Consider the following 13,056-nt stretch of genomic DNA (forward strand, 5'->3'; position numbering starts at 1 on the left):
AGATTCGAAGACGATGGCAAGCACGCGTGACACGCGAATGGTGATGATCGTCGATAGCGAGCCTGCACAGCAGCGCTTTCTGTCGGCCCTCGTGTCGCGCGGCGGCTGGCGCAGCGTCGTCGCCGCCGACACCGACACCGCGCTCGCGAAACTCGGTACGCAGGAAGGCATGGCGCTCGACGCGGTCATCGTCGATCAGGGCGCGCCGGGCATGTCGATCCCCGATTTCGTCGCCGAACTGCGTCGCTGGCGCCCCGCGCTCCCGCTGGTCGTCATCACCATGCGCAACGGGGTCGAGGTCGCTGTCGGCGCAATGCGTGCCGGGGCCAGCGACTTCGTGCAGAAGCCGATCGCACCCGACCGGCTGCTCAGCGCGCTCGACCGCATCGTCTCGACCAGCGGACCGCAGGGTGAACTCCGTCCGCTGACCGAAAAGCTCCGCGCGCCGCTCGCCTTCGAAGAGATCATCGGGTCGAGCCCCAATTTCCGCAGCGCGCTGGCGATTGCGGCCAAGGCGGCGCGGGCGCGCGTGCCGGTGATGATCAACGGCCGGCCAGGCACCGGCAAGGAAGTCTTTGCCCGCGCGATCCACAGCGCGTCGCCGCGCGCGCGCGGCGCACTCGTCATGGTCGACTGTTCGGCGGTGTCGCCGGGGCTCATCGGGTCGGGGCTGTTCGGCCATGAACGCGGCGCCTTCGCCGGCGCGTTCGACCGCCAGGTCGGACGGCTCGTACAGGCCGACGCGGGCAGCATCATCATCGACCATGTCGAATGCATTCCGCTGGAAACGCAGGCAAAGCTCGTCGAATTCCTGAACACCGGCGAAGTCCAGATGATCGGCGGGAGCATCCGCCAGAGCGTCGACGTGCGGATCATCGCGACCAGCGCCAGCCCGCTCGACAAGCTGATCGAGGCGGGCCATTTCCGCGAAGACCTGTTTTACGCCCTGTCGAGCGCGCAATTCACCCTGCCCTCGCTGAGCGAGCGCCGCGGTGACGTCGGCCCGCTCGCGCGACATCTGCTCGCGCGGATCGGCGGATTGCCGGGAATGGGGCCGATCGGGGTCACCGACGACGCGCTGCGGTTGCTCGCCGCCTATGCCTGGCCCGGCAATGTCCGCCAGTTGCAGGACGTGCTGTTCCGCGCCGCGGTCGCCAGCAAGACCGACGTGCTGACCAGCGCCGATTTCCGCGCGATCGAGGCGACGTTGGGCGGCGGCGGGGTGGCGAGCGACGGCAATGTCGCGATCAACGGCGAAGCGATCGGTGTCACCCTGTACCTGCCCGACGGCAATCTGCGGCCGCTCGAAGAAATCGAGGCCGACGTCATCCGCCTCGCGATCGGCCATTATCGCGGCCGGATGAGCGAAGTCGCGCGCCGCCTCGGCATCGGGCGATCGACGCTGTACCGCAAGCTCGCCGACCTGGGGATCGATACGGCGGCCTGACGGCTCAACACATCGCTGACCCGGCCCAACATATAATCCTGTACTTATATAATCTCGAACTTATACATCTCTCCTGACAGCCATCAGGAGAGTCGCTCATGTCGTTCGAACCCGTTGCCCAGGCCGCCATGGTCGTCCGCAAGGTCGAGGATGTCACCCATGCGGGCCAGCGCGCCCGCGCCGTCGTCGCCTCACGCGATTATCCGACGGACATCGCCGACCTGTGGAACGCGATCACCGAAAAGGACCGCATTCCGCGGTGGTTCGCCCCGGTCAGCGGCGACCTCGAACTTGGCGGGCGCTATCAGATCAAGGGCAATGCCGGTGGAACGGTCACCGCGTGCGAACCGCCGCGGCGCTTTGCCCTGACCTGGGAATTTAGCGGCGGGATGAGCTGGGTCGAGGTCGAGCTGGCCGAAGCGGGTGGCGATCGCACGCGCCTGACGCTGCGGCATATCGCGCCGCTCGACGACAAGTCGGAAGAATTTTGGGACCGCTTCGGCCCCGGTGCGGTCGGCGTCGGCTGGGACCTGTCGCTGATGGGGCTCGGCTGGCATATCGAAACGGGTGAAAGCAATGAGCGCTTCGCCGAAGAGACGTGGGCGCTCGGCGACGAAGGCAAAGCCTTCGCGACCTGGAGCAGCGACGCCTGGACCGCCGCGTCGCTTGCCTATGGCACCGATGAAGCCGCGGCGCGGCGCGCGGGCGCCAGTACGACCGCCTTTTACACGGGCGCCGAAGCCCCCGAGTGATGCATGCGTTCGACATTCTCGGCGACCCGGTACGGCGGCGCATTCTCGAACTGCTCGCCGGCGGGCAACGCAGTTCGGGAGCGGTCACCGAGGTGATCATGGTCGAATTCGGCATCTCGCAGCCCGCGGTATCGCAGCATCTGCGTATCCTGCGTGACAGCGGCTTTGCCGTCGCGCGCGCCGAAGGACGGCAGCGTTTGTACGTCATCGCGCCCGAACGCTTCGACGAGGTCGATGCGTGGGTGCAGCGTTTCCGGCGCATGTGGGAACCGCGGTTCGAGGCGCTGGCAACCGAAGTCGCACGTGGGAAGAAGAAGCGAGGACCGGAAAGCGAAGACTAGGCCGTCAGCGCTGCATCCCTTAACCCGCGCCAGACGCGCAGCGCCTGCCGGTTTTCGGCAATGTCGTGCACGCGCAGCATCTGCGCTCCCTGGGTCGCCGCCTGATAATGCAGCGCGACGGTACCACCGAGCCGCTGGTCCGCGGGTGCCTCGTTATCGAGCGCGCCGATCATCCGCTTGCGGCTGGCGCCGAACAGGATCGGACAGCCAAGCGTGTGAAACAGCGCCAGACCGTTGATGAGCGCAAGATTGGCGGCAATTCCCTTGCCGAAGCCGAGCCCGGGATCGACGATGATCTTCACCGGATCGATACCCGCCGCAACACAGGCGGCAACGCGCTCGGCGAGCATGTCGTAGACATCGAACAAGACATGGTCATAGCCGCCGCCCTCGTGCGGATCGCTCTTTGCCGACGGCGCATGCATCAGCACCACCGGGCAGCCTGCCCGCACCACGACCTCCATCGCGCGGTCGTCGTAGCGCAGCGCCGAAATATCGTTGACGATGCCTGCGCCCGCGGCGAGCGCCGCCTCCATCACCGCGGCCTTGCGCGTGTCGATCGACACCGCGACGCCGCCCTTCGCCAGCGCCGACACGACGCCTTCGACCCGCTGGATTTCGTCGCCTTCCCAGATCAGCGGCGCGCCAGGCCGCGTCGATTCGCCGCCGACGTCGATGATCGCGGCGCCCGCCGACGCCATCGCAAAGCCCGCATCGGCGGCCGCGGCGGTATCGACATGTTTGCCGCCGTCCGAAAAGCTGTCGGGCGTGACGTTGAGGATACCCATCAGTTGCGGTTCGTTCAGCCGCACCGTTCGCGCGCCGAGTTGCAGCGCCCCGCGCGGCCGCACGGTCGCCGCGCGCTGCATCGCCGCCGCCCGTGCCAGCGCATCGGGCATCGCGGCGATCCAGGCGTCGAGATCGGATACGCTGACGATCGCCGATTTCACCGCCCCGCCATCGCGCAGACTGACCTGCCACGCCGCGAACCAGACCATCGTATCGGCAATGCGCAGGCAATCACCGTCGAGTTCGTGCGGGCGATCGACGAAGCAGGCCGGACGGCAATAGATTTGCGCCGAAGCCGACGCGCTGCCGAGGTCGGGTTTGGTCAGCGGATGGAACATGCTTCTTCCCCACATCGTCGCCCCCGCGAAGGCGGGGGCCGTTGGCGACCTTGCGCGACGCCGATAGCGGCCCCGCCTTCGTGGGGCGACGCCCTGTTTTTTACGCCTCGTTCGCCAGCAGCCAATCCTGCCGCACCGCATCGATCACGCGCAATTCCTTGCCGGTATCGACATGCCAGAATGTCCAGCCATTGCAGCTCGGCGTGCCCTGTACCCCCGCGCCGACCTTATGGATCGAACCCGCGGGCTGTCCTTCGCATTCCAGGCTGCCGTCGACGCGCACCTTCGCCTTCCAGCGGCGTTTCGTATCGGTCAGCACCGTCCCCGGCGCAATCATCCCGCATTCGACCAGCGTGCCAAAGGCAACGCGCGTCGCGGCCTTCGGCGCCATCATCGTCTTCACCGCGCTTTCGTCGAGCGGCAGCGCCATTTCGATGCGCTCTTTCGCGGCGGCGATATAATCATCCTCGCGCTCGATCCCGATGAAGTGACGGCCGAGGCGCTTCGCGACCGCGCCGGTCGTGCCGGTACCGAAGAAGGGATCGAGGATCACGTCGCCGGGGTTCGAGCAGGCGAGCAGGATGCGATAGAGCAGCGCCTCGGGCTTTTGCGTCGGGTGGACCTTGTGCCCGCCCTTTTTGAGCCGTTCCTGTCCCGCGCAGATCGGGATCAGCCAGTCGCTGCGCATCTGCAGCTCGTCGTTCAGCGTCTTCATCGCGCGATAGTTGAAAGTATAGCGCGCCTTCTCCCCCATCGACGCCCAGATCAGCGTCTCATGCGCGTTGGTAAAGCGAGTACCCTTGAAATTGGGCATCGGATTGGCCTTGCGCCACACGACATCGTTGAGGATCCAATATCCCTGGTCCTGCAACGCGGTGCCGACGCGAAAGATATTGTGATAGCTGCCGATCACCCAGATGCTGCCGCCGGGTTTCAGGATACGCTTCGCTTCCTTGAGCCAGCCATGAGTGAACCGGTCATAGGTCGCGAGGCTGTCGAACTTGTCCCACTCGTCGTCCACCGCATCGACCTGGCTGCCGTCGGGGCGCAGCAGGTCGCCGCCAAGCTGGAGATTATAGGGCGGGTCGGCGAAGATCATATCGACCGACGCGGCGGGCAGCGAACGCATCATCTCGACGCAGTCACCCTGCAGGATGCTGTCGAGCGGCAGGTCTGCGGGTGCGACCTTTACCGCGCGCTGCTTCGTCGCCGGGGCCTTGACCCGTTCCATCACACCCATGTTTCGCCCCTGTCTTCGACTGAAAGAAGGCCCTGATGAGTCAGGCGGCACCCGCCGTCAAGCACCGGACTCTAGGGATTCCGCGTGACTAACTGGTTAATATGAGGAGAACGAAAGGAGTCTGACACACCATATGGAGTCCGCCGCGAATCGCAGACTCAACCACTGGTGGTGTGATGATTCGGACTCACCCGCGAAAAAAAATTTGCGTTGCGGCTTAAATCCCCGGATCGATCCCGGTCAGCTCGATCGAACGCACCCACAGCTCGCGCGCCAGCTTCGGGTCGCGCGCATCGCGCGTCGCCCGCGCCGGGCCCGAGCGTCCCGACACTTCGCCAAGCCCCTGCGGACCCAGATAATCGCCGCCCTGCACATTCGCGCCCGTCGCCGCCTGCAAGGTCGGCCAGGCCCCCTGCGCCGCGCTGTTGAAAAAGGGCGTCGCGAGCGGTGTCATGGTGCGCAGCGGCAGCGGCAGGTGTCGCGTCAATTCGGTGAGCGCGACCCCCGGATGACATCCGATCGCCTGCGTCGCGCGTGCCGCAGCGCCGAGCCGCCGGTCGAGTTCGAACATATGGAGCAGGTTGGCGAGCTTGCTCGTCTGGTAGCGCTGCCAATTATGATAGCTCCGCGACGCCGACAGATCGCTGAAATCGATCTCGCCGCCCTTGTGCGCGATGCTCGACGTGATGACGATGCGGTCGTCGACATGGGCATGCACCAGCCCCGTAAAGGCGAAGGTGCCAAGGTGATTGACCCCGAATTGCAACTCATACCCTTGCTTGGTGAGCGTCCGCGGCGGGATCATGACCCCGGCATTGTTGATCAGCACGTCGATCCGCGGCCCCGCGAGCACCGCCTTGGCGGCGTCGCGAAGCTGGTCGATATCGGCAAGGTCGAGCGCGAGGAACGATAGTTCGGCGTTCGGGACATCGCCCCGGATACGGCTCATCGCCACCTCGGCCCGCTCGGCATCGCGGCAGGCAAGGACGACCTGCGCACCGCGCGCCGCCAGGACTCTCGCCGTCTCGAATCCGATCCCCGCATTGGCACCGGTGATAAGGAAAATACGCCCCGTTTGCGTGCCGACGTCGTCGGCCGTGAATCCGTTGCGCATCCGTGTCCCCTCTCAGGCTCCGGGCATTTCAGACCAGCTGCAGTTGAGCGACCGGCGCAAAACTGGTCCGATGAAGCGGCGTCGGTCCGTGCTGACGCAGCGCCGCAAGATGACGGGCGGTACCATAACCCATATTGGTCTCCCAGCCAAAAGCGGGAAAATCGCGCGCCATCGCGACCATATAGCGGTCGCGATGCTCCTTGGCGATGATGCTCGCCGCCGAAATGCACGGATGGATCGCATCGCCGCCGATGATCGCGGTCGCGGCATAGCGCCATTTCGGCAGCCGGTTTCCGTCGACCAGCACCTCGGCGGGCTCGAACCCCAGCGCCTCGACCGCGCGCGTCATCGCGAGGAAGGTCGCCTGCAATATGTTGATGCGGTCGATCTCGGCGACGCTCGCCTCGCCGACGCCCCAGCGGCAGCGCGCCTTGATCTGGATTTCCAGTTCGCCGCGGCGCTTCGCGGTGAGTTTCTTGCTATCGTCGAGCCCGGCAATCCCGCCCTCGCAGAGCAGCACCGCCGCCGCGACCACAGGCCCCGCGAGCGGTCCGCGGCCGGCTTCATCGACCCCGACGATCATATGCGCCATGGCGGATAACGCCGATATTCGCCCGCTTGGTAGAGGCACAGCCGGTTCCCCGCCGGATCGGTCAGCCGCGCCTCGCGCCAGCCCCATTCCTCATCCCTCGGCATCTGGTCGAAGCGCACTCCGCGCCGCGCCAGATACGCCACCCACGCGTCGAGCGCGCCGCTTTCCAGATAGGTCGTCGCGCCGCCCGCCACGCCGTCACCGACATGGATCGACAGCGTCACGCCATTGATCGCCTCGAACCGCGCATAACCATTGCTTGGCCTGTCGACGATCTGCGACAGGCCGAGCTGCTTGTAGAAGGCCACCGATGCCGCATAATCGGCGGCGGGCAGCGTGAACTGGTTGAGCGCCGGACCGGTAAAAAGCCCGTCGTTGCGCACCGCCTGCTGGCCCATCGGGCCATGGCCTTCGCCCAGACCCGGCGCATCGAGCAGCGCCAGCCGCACGAAATCGCGGGCCCGCGCGACCGCGGGCTCGATCGGCATGCCCTGCGCCAGCCCGGCCGCGATCGCACTTGCCAGCGTGCAGCCGGTGCCATGCGTATGCATGGTGTCGATCCGGGGTGCTTCCCAACGCGCGACCTCCCCTTCGCCGGGCTCGACCAGCCGGTCGGTGACCGTCTCGCCGGCGCCGTGCCCGCCCTTGACGAGCAAGGCGCAGCCGTGCGCGAGAATGGCGGCCTCGCCGCCCAGCGCATCGAGTTCGTCCAGATTGGGCGTCGCGACGGTCGCGCGGCCCAGCAGCGCCTCGAACGCCCGGATCGTCGCCGCATCGGCGAGCACCGATCCGCTCGTCGCGACCATCACGGGGTCGAACACCACCGGCACCGTCGCCAGATCGGCCCGGCGCAGCCGCTCCGCGACCGCCGCCGCGGTTTCGGCGCTGCCGATCATGCCGATCTTGATCGCATCGAGGCCGATATCGGCAACGACGCTATCGATCTGCATCAACACCATCTCGGCCGGGATCGCGTGCACGCCCTGCACGCCCATGCTGTTCTGCGCGGTGATCGCCGTAATCGCGGTCATCGCATGGCCGCCAAGCATCGTCACCGTCTTGATATCGGCCTGGATGCCCGCACCCCCGCCGCTATCCGATCCGGCAATGATCAGGACGCGTGCGGTCAACCCTTATACTTTCGCACCGTCGATCCCGGGTATTTCGCCAGCGCCGCGCCTTCGCGAAGCGGCCGGTCAAGCAGGTCGCCGCCGCAATTCGGGCATTGCTCGTCCAGCCGGTCGGCACAATTCGCGCAATAGGTGCATTCGAGCGAGCAGATGAACGCACCATGGGCGTTCGCAGGCAGATCACGCCCGCACTTTTCACAATCGGGTCTCATTTCAAGCATGTCGGTTCGCTGCCTCCTTTACGGCGTCGCATATCATATCGACGACCTGTTCAACCTGTGTCGCATCGTCGCCCTCGGCCATCACGCGGATCACCGGTTCGGTGCCCGACGCGCGAATAACCAGGCGACCGCGCCCTGCGAGTGCCGCCTCGCCATCGGCGATGACGGTCTGTACATGACTGTTCTCGAGCGGCTTGCCGCCCGCGAAACGCACATTCTTCAAAAGCTGCGGCACCGGATCGAACTGGTGGAGCAATTCGCTCGCGGGCCGCTCCGCCGCCACCAGTTCGGCCAGCACCTGGAGCCCGGCAAGCGTGCCGTCGCCCGTCGTCGCATGGTCCGACAGGATCATATGCCCCGACTGTTCGCCGCCGACGTTGAAGCCGCCTTCCTTCATCCGTTCGAGCACGTAGCGATCGCCCACCTTGGTGCGCTCGAGCCGCAATCCCTCGCCTTCGAGGAAGCGTTCGAGCCCGAGGTTCGACATCACCGTCGCGACGACGCCGCCGCCTTTCAGCCGGCCCTGCCGTGCCCAGCTTGCGCCGATCAGCCCCATGATCTGGTCGCCGTCGACAATCGCGCCCTTTTCATCGACGACGATCAGCCGGTCGGCATCACCGTCCAACGCGATGCCGATGTCGGCGCCGCTGGCGACGACGGTTTCCTGGAGCAATCCAGGCGAAGTCGAGCCGCATTTGTCGTTGATATTGGTACCATTGGGCGTGATCCCAACCGCGACGACATCGGCGCCGAGTTCCCAGAACACCGTCGGCGCGCTGTTATAGGCGGCACCGTTGGCGCAATCGAGGACGATCTTCAGCCCGTCCAGACGCATCGATTCGGGCAGGCTCTGTTTCACGGCGTGAATATAGCGCCCGCGCGCATCCTCGATGCGCTTGGCGCGGCCGATCTGCGCCGGTTCGGCAAGCTTGGGCTCACTCGCCAGCAGCAGTTCGATCTGGATTTCATCCTCGTCGGACAATTTATAGCCGTCGGGGCCGAACAGCTTGATCCCATTATCGTAAAAGGGGTTGTGGCTGGCCGACAGCATGACGCCCAGGTCGGCGCGCATCGATCGCGTCAGCATCGCCACCGCCGGGGTCGGCATCGGCCCCACCTGCACGACATCCATGCCGACGCTGGTGAAGCCGGCGACGAGCGCATTTTCGAGCATATAGCCGGAAATGCGGGTATCCTTGCCGATGACGACGCGATGCTTGTGATCGCCACGCAGGAAATGCGCGCCCGCCGCCATGCCGACGCGCATCGCCACCTCGACCGTCATCGGAATCTGGTTCGTCAGGCCGCGGATCCCGTCGGTTCCGAAAAACTTGCGCATGGCACCTCTGCTACTTAAGCCGTGAAGAAAGGCGAAGACCTGCCCCGGCTCCCCGGGATGGCCCCCGAGAAGCACTTTCCGGCCCAAAAACCGGTTCCCACTTTTACCGGGGGGTGCTCTAAGTCACTCAATTTTGCTTGGCAAGCAGGCCAGGAAAAACACGGGGGAAATCCATCTTGAAATCTGCCTGGTTCATCTTGTCGGCGCTGATCGCAGGGATGCTACTTGGCATCGGTGTCGAAATCGTGTCGCCCAGCGCGGGAACCGCGTCGCTGCCCTTCATCGAACCGATCGGCACCTTGTGGCTCAATGCGCTGAAAATGACGATCGTGCCGCTGATCGTCGCACTGCTGATCACCGGTATCACCGCGACTGCCGACGCCGCGCGGGCGGGTAAGCTCGCCGGGCGCGCTGTCATGACCTTCCTCGGCGCGATCTTCCTGTCGGGGTTGATGACGCTGGTGCTGTTGCCGCTGCTCCTCCGGCTCTTCCCGCTCTCGGCCGGCGCCGCCGCGGCGCTGCGCGACGGGCTCGGCGGCACGGCCGAGGCCGGCCCTTCACCGACCTTTGCCGATTTCCTGCTGTCGCTGATCCCGACCAACCCGATCGCGGCGGCCGCCGAGACCGCAATCCTGCCGCTGATCGTCTTCACCACCATTTTCGCCTTCGCCATCACGCGCATCTCGCCCGTCCATCGCGCGACGCTGTCGGGGCTGTTCAGCGCGCTGGGCGAGGCGATGCTCGTCGTCATCACCTGGGTGCTCGCGCTCGCGCCGATCGGCGTCTTCGCGCTCGGCTATGCGCTCGCGGTCAAGGCGGGCGTCGCGGCGTTCGGCGGCCTCGTCCATTATGTGCTGATGCTGTCGGCGATCGGCATTTCAATCACCATCCTCGGCCTGCTGCTCGCCTGGCTCGTCGTCGGCGTGCCGCTGCCGCGCTTCTTTCGCGCGATGGTGCCGACCTTCGCGGTCGCGATCAGTACCCAAAGCTCGCTCGCCAGCCTGCCCGCGATGCTCAAGGCGTCGCACGACCTTGGCGTCGACCCGAAAAAGGCCGACGTCGTCCTGCCGCTCGCGGTCGCGATCTTCCGGTTCACCAGCCCCGCAATGAACCTTGCCGTGGTCGTCTATGTCGCATGGCTGTTCGGCATCCAGCTGACGCCATGGGAAATGGCGGTCGGCCTGGCGGTCGCGATGGCGGCGGCGCTCTCATCGGTCAGCCTGCCCGGCTCGATCAGCTTCGTCACCTCGATCGCGCCGATCGCGGTGTCGATGGGCGTCCCCGTCGCGCCCCTGGGCCTGCTTGTCGCGGTCGAGACTTTTCCCGATATCTTCCGTACGCTCGGCAATGTCGTCGGCGACGTCGCCGCGACCAAATTCGCCGCCGACGAGATCGAGGACGATCCCCCATCAGGAGAAGCGCCATGAAATATCGCACCCTCGGCCATGGCCTTCAAGTTTCCGCGATCGGGATCGGCTGCATGCCGATGATCAAGGGCGGCAATATCCTCTACGGCGAAAATGCCGACCTCGGCGAATCGACGCGCGCGATCCACCGCGCGATCGACCTTGGCGTCACCTTCTTCGACACCGCGCAAATCTATGGCCCGTTCAGCAACGAAGAACTGCTCGGCGATGCGATCAAGGGCAGGCGCGACGGCCTCGTCATCGCGACCAAGTTCGGGTTCAAATTCGACGGCAACCAGATCGTCGGCGTCGACGGCTCGCCCGAAAATGCCCGTAAGGCCTGCGAAGGCTCGCTCCAGCGGCTCGGCATCGACACGATCGACCTGTTCTACCAGCACCGCGTCGATCCCTCGATCGCGATCGAAGAGGTCGTCGGCGGGATGATGGAGTTGGTGAACGAGGGCAAGGTCCGCCACATCGCGCTATCCGAAGCCGGCCCCGAAACGATCCGCCGCGCCGCCAAGGCCGCGCCGATCACCGCATTGCAGAGCGAATATTCGATCTGGGAGCGCGAGGTCGAGGACGAAATCCTGCCCGCCTGCCGCGAAAACGGCATCGGCTTCATCCCCTATTCGCCGCTCGGCCGCGGCTTCCTCGCCGGCACCATCCGCAGCCGCGACGAGCTGGCGGAGAATGACTGGCGCCGCAACGATCCGCGCTATTCTGAGGAGAATCTTCCCGCCAACCTCGCGATCGTCGATGCGATCGGCGCCGTCGCCGACCGGCATGGCGCGTCAAAGGCGCAGATCGCGCTCGCCTGGCTGCTGGCACAGGGCGACGATATCGTCCCGATCCCGGGCACCAAACGCCGCGCAACGATGGAAGACAGCGTCGCCGCCGCCGAGGTCATACTGACCGCTGCCGACCTCGCCGCGATCAACGCCGCCGCGCCCAAGGGCGGGACGAGCGGCCCGCGCTATGGCGAGGCGGGAATGCGGATGGTGCGGCTGTAAATTCCTTCTCCCTTGATGGAAAAAGGATACGCAGCCTTATCGCGAAGCGATTAGGCGGAGTCGGCGGGAGGCGGCTTGCCCAGCTCCCGTATCGCCCCGCTCAATTCATCCATCTTATGGTGCAGCCGCATGATCTCCAGCTCGGCGCGCAAATTGATCTCGTAATCGAGCCCCGCGGCGATGCGGTCCTTCGCCGAGGCGCGGTTCTGGCTCATCATGATGATCGGCGCCTGCACCGCGGCCAATGTCGACAGCATCAGATTGAGGAAGATGAAGGGATAGGGATCGAACGCCATCCCCCAGCGCGCGAGCACATCCGAATTGAGCAGCATCCAGCCGAGCAGGACGGCGGTGAAGGCAATGATGAACCCCCACGACCCGCCCACCGCCGCCACCCGGTCCGACAGCCGCGCGCCGAAGCTCGTTTCCTGATCGACCAGGTCGGCGGCATCGCGGCTGGTCAGGCGGCGTTCGGCGATCGCGTCGAGGACGCGGCGCTCGTCATCGTCGAGCTCCTCGAGCGGCCGCCCGAGGAGGCGCAGCGACAGGTCAGCGGTCTTCGTCGCATCGTGCATCGCGTCACCCGATCCAGCGCCAGATACCCGCGGCCATATAGCCCATCGCGCCATGCGCCCAGGTCGCGGCGATCCACAGCACGATGCCGCCGAACAAGGCATGCGGGCGCGGGATCGTGTCGCCCCATGGCGTTACCCCGCCGATCTGGCGCGCAAAGGGGATAAAGCTCGTCCGCGCCGCCCAATGCCGCCAGCTATCGCCCATCAGCCGCGCCTTTTTGACATCCTGCCCCGCCGACCCGGCGAGCGCGAGAAAGGCGATCGTCGCCGACAATATGAACTGCGCCGGGGTCGGCATCACCAGCGCATGCGCCAGCGCCCAGAGCGCAAAGCCCCACATCATCGGATGGCGCGTGATCGCATAAACCCCGCGCGGTGCGCCCTGCGCCGCGAAGGCGGCGTTCGGCGCCGGCAAGGCGGGATTGCCGATCAACGACCCCATGAACAATATGCTCGCGAACAGGACGATCGCCGATGCCACGCCCCAGAGCGCGTCGCCGACGACCCATAAGGGCGGCTCGGGCGGCATCCCGCGCCACGCCTGCACGACCATGATCAGGCACGCGATCGCAACGATCGAATAGACGATCAGGAACGCCCGCTCGCCCATCCGCCCGGCAAGCGGCGCGCGCATCGGGTGCGACAGCGCGAAATGCGTGCCGACGAACAGCACGCATGTCGTGACCAGCAGCGACATCGGTTGCATTGGGTCCTCTCCTCCCCGCTCTTTCCCGGCGCCGCGTTGGTCAGTCGCCGCGC

14 protein-coding genes are annotated in these 13,056 nt (G+C 65.9%); 5 read left to right on the forward strand and 9 right to left on the reverse strand.

The annotated features are described in order from the left end of the window. The first annotated feature begins 13 nt into the window (after positions 1-13). From FHR22_RS08600 to FHR22_RS08610, 3 genes are all read left to right on the forward strand, one after another. Positions 14-1,447 (forward strand): sigma-54-dependent transcriptional regulator, encoded by a 1,434-nt coding sequence (locus FHR22_RS08600; protein WP_166941150.1) that lies wholly within the window; start codon positions 14-16, stop codon positions 1,445-1,447. Positions 1,448-1,545: 98 nt separating this feature from the next. Continuing rightward, positions 1,546-2,199, forward strand: coding sequence for an SRPBCC family protein (locus FHR22_RS08605; RefSeq protein ID WP_166941151.1), 654 nt, complete (start codon positions 1,546-1,548; stop codon positions 2,197-2,199). Next, entirely contained in the window at positions 2,199-2,540 is a 342-nt protein-coding gene (locus FHR22_RS08610) for an ArsR/SmtB family transcription factor (protein WP_166941152.1), read from the forward strand. Before FHR22_RS08605 ends, FHR22_RS08610 begins: the two co-directional genes overlap by 1 nt. Here the strand turns inward: FHR22_RS08610 and folP are convergent. From folP to glmM, 7 genes are all read right to left on the reverse strand, one after another. Continuing rightward, positions 2,537-3,667, reverse strand: a complete 1,131-nt coding sequence (gene folP / locus FHR22_RS08615) for a dihydropteroate synthase (protein WP_166941153.1) — start codon at positions 3,665-3,667, stop codon at positions 2,537-2,539. The two genes, FHR22_RS08610 and folP, sit on opposite strands and share 4 nt — an antisense overlap. Before the next feature lie 100 nt (positions 3,668-3,767). Next, positions 3,768-4,907: a site-specific DNA-methyltransferase gene (locus FHR22_RS08620; RefSeq protein WP_166941154.1), complete on the reverse strand. Its 1,140-nt coding sequence runs from the start codon at positions 4,905-4,907 to the stop codon at positions 3,768-3,770. Between the two features lie 217 nt (positions 4,908-5,124). Continuing rightward, the gene (locus tag FHR22_RS08625) at positions 5,125-6,021 is read right to left on the reverse strand and encodes an oxidoreductase (RefSeq protein ID WP_166941156.1); all 897 of its coding nucleotides are present in this window, start codon (positions 6,019-6,021) and stop codon (positions 5,125-5,127) included. 28 nt (positions 6,022-6,049) lie between these two features. Further along, positions 6,050-6,604 (reverse strand): ribonuclease HII, encoded by a 555-nt coding sequence (locus FHR22_RS08630; RefSeq protein ID WP_166942555.1) that lies wholly within the window; start codon positions 6,602-6,604, stop codon positions 6,050-6,052. Then, positions 6,601-7,743, reverse strand: coding sequence for a bifunctional hydroxymethylpyrimidine kinase/phosphomethylpyrimidine kinase (gene thiD / locus FHR22_RS08635; protein ID WP_166941158.1), 1,143 nt, complete (start codon positions 7,741-7,743; stop codon positions 6,601-6,603). Before thiD ends, FHR22_RS08630 begins: the two co-directional genes overlap by 4 nt. Continuing rightward, complete coding sequence (locus FHR22_RS08640) at positions 7,740-7,964, reverse strand: DUF1272 domain-containing protein (protein ID WP_166941160.1); 225 nt, start codon at positions 7,962-7,964, stop codon at positions 7,740-7,742. The genes thiD and FHR22_RS08640 overlap by 4 nt, the downstream gene beginning before the upstream one ends. Beyond that, positions 7,957-9,303, reverse strand: coding sequence for a phosphoglucosamine mutase (gene glmM / locus FHR22_RS08645; protein ID WP_166941162.1), 1,347 nt, complete (start codon positions 9,301-9,303; stop codon positions 7,957-7,959). Before glmM ends, FHR22_RS08640 begins: the two co-directional genes overlap by 8 nt. Positions 9,304-9,479: 176 nt before the next feature. On the opposite strand from glmM, the gene FHR22_RS08650 reads away from it, so the two are divergent. Together FHR22_RS08650 and FHR22_RS08655 are read left to right on the forward strand one after the other, a co-directional pair. After that, positions 9,480-10,730, forward strand: a complete 1,251-nt coding sequence (locus FHR22_RS08650; protein WP_166941164.1) for a dicarboxylate/amino acid:cation symporter — start codon at positions 9,480-9,482, stop codon at positions 10,728-10,730. Further along, positions 10,727-11,722 (forward strand): aldo/keto reductase, encoded by a 996-nt coding sequence (locus FHR22_RS08655; RefSeq protein ID WP_166941166.1) that lies wholly within the window; start codon positions 10,727-10,729, stop codon positions 11,720-11,722. Before FHR22_RS08650 ends, FHR22_RS08655 begins: the two co-directional genes overlap by 4 nt. Before the next feature lie 50 nt (positions 11,723-11,772). Here FHR22_RS08655 and FHR22_RS08660 read toward each other — a convergent pair whose 3' ends face one another. Together FHR22_RS08660 and FHR22_RS08665 are read right to left on the reverse strand one after the other, a co-directional pair. Beyond that, positions 11,773-12,297, reverse strand: a complete 525-nt coding sequence (locus tag FHR22_RS08660; RefSeq protein WP_166941168.1) for a DUF1003 domain-containing protein — start codon at positions 12,295-12,297, stop codon at positions 11,773-11,775. Positions 12,298-12,301: 4 nt separating this feature from the next. Continuing rightward, positions 12,302-13,003, reverse strand: a complete 702-nt coding sequence (locus FHR22_RS08665; protein WP_166941170.1) for an NnrU family protein — start codon at positions 13,001-13,003, stop codon at positions 12,302-12,304. Between the last annotated feature and the right edge of the window lie 53 nt (positions 13,004-13,056).

The sequence above is a fragment of the Sphingopyxis panaciterrae genome, from assembly GCF_011762125.1.
Taxonomy (GTDB): domain Bacteria; phylum Pseudomonadota; class Alphaproteobacteria; order Sphingomonadales; family Sphingomonadaceae; genus Sphingopyxis; species Sphingopyxis panaciterrae.

Excerpts from the sequence above, each read along its gene's own strand:
- FHR22_RS08640 (WP_166941160.1), bottom strand. The coding sequence starts at position 7,964 with ATGCTTGAAATGAGACCCGATTGTGAAAAGTGCGGGCGTGATCTGCCT.
- FHR22_RS08660 (WP_166941168.1), bottom strand. The coding sequence starts at position 12,297 with ATGCACGATGCGACGAAGACCGCTGACCTGTCGCTGCGCCTCCTCGGG.
- FHR22_RS08605 (WP_166941151.1), top strand. The coding sequence starts at position 1,546 with ATGTCGTTCGAACCCGTTGCCCAGGCCGCCATGGTCGTCCGCAAGGTC.
- FHR22_RS08600 (WP_166941150.1), top strand. The coding sequence starts at position 14 with ATGGCAAGCACGCGTGACACGCGAATGGTGATGATCGTCGATAGCGAG.
- FHR22_RS08630 (WP_166942555.1), bottom strand. The coding sequence starts at position 6,604 with ATGATCGTCGGGGTCGATGAAGCCGGCCGCGGACCGCTCGCGGGGCCT.
- FHR22_RS08625 (WP_166941156.1), bottom strand. The coding sequence starts at position 6,021 with ATGCGCAACGGATTCACGGCCGACGACGTCGGCACGCAAACGGGGCGT.
- FHR22_RS08610 (WP_166941152.1), top strand. The coding sequence starts at position 2,199 with ATGCATGCGTTCGACATTCTCGGCGACCCGGTACGGCGGCGCATTCTC.
- glmM (WP_166941162.1), bottom strand. The coding sequence starts at position 9,303 with ATGCGCAAGTTTTTCGGAACCGACGGGATCCGCGGCCTGACGAACCAG.
- FHR22_RS08655 (WP_166941166.1), top strand. The coding sequence starts at position 10,727 with ATGAAATATCGCACCCTCGGCCATGGCCTTCAAGTTTCCGCGATCGGG.
- FHR22_RS08665 (WP_166941170.1), bottom strand. The coding sequence starts at position 13,003 with ATGCAACCGATGTCGCTGCTGGTCACGACATGCGTGCTGTTCGTCGGC.
- FHR22_RS08620 (WP_166941154.1), bottom strand. The coding sequence starts at position 4,907 with ATGGGTGTGATGGAACGGGTCAAGGCCCCGGCGACGAAGCAGCGCGCG.
- folP (WP_166941153.1), bottom strand. The coding sequence starts at position 3,667 with ATGTTCCATCCGCTGACCAAACCCGACCTCGGCAGCGCGTCGGCTTCG.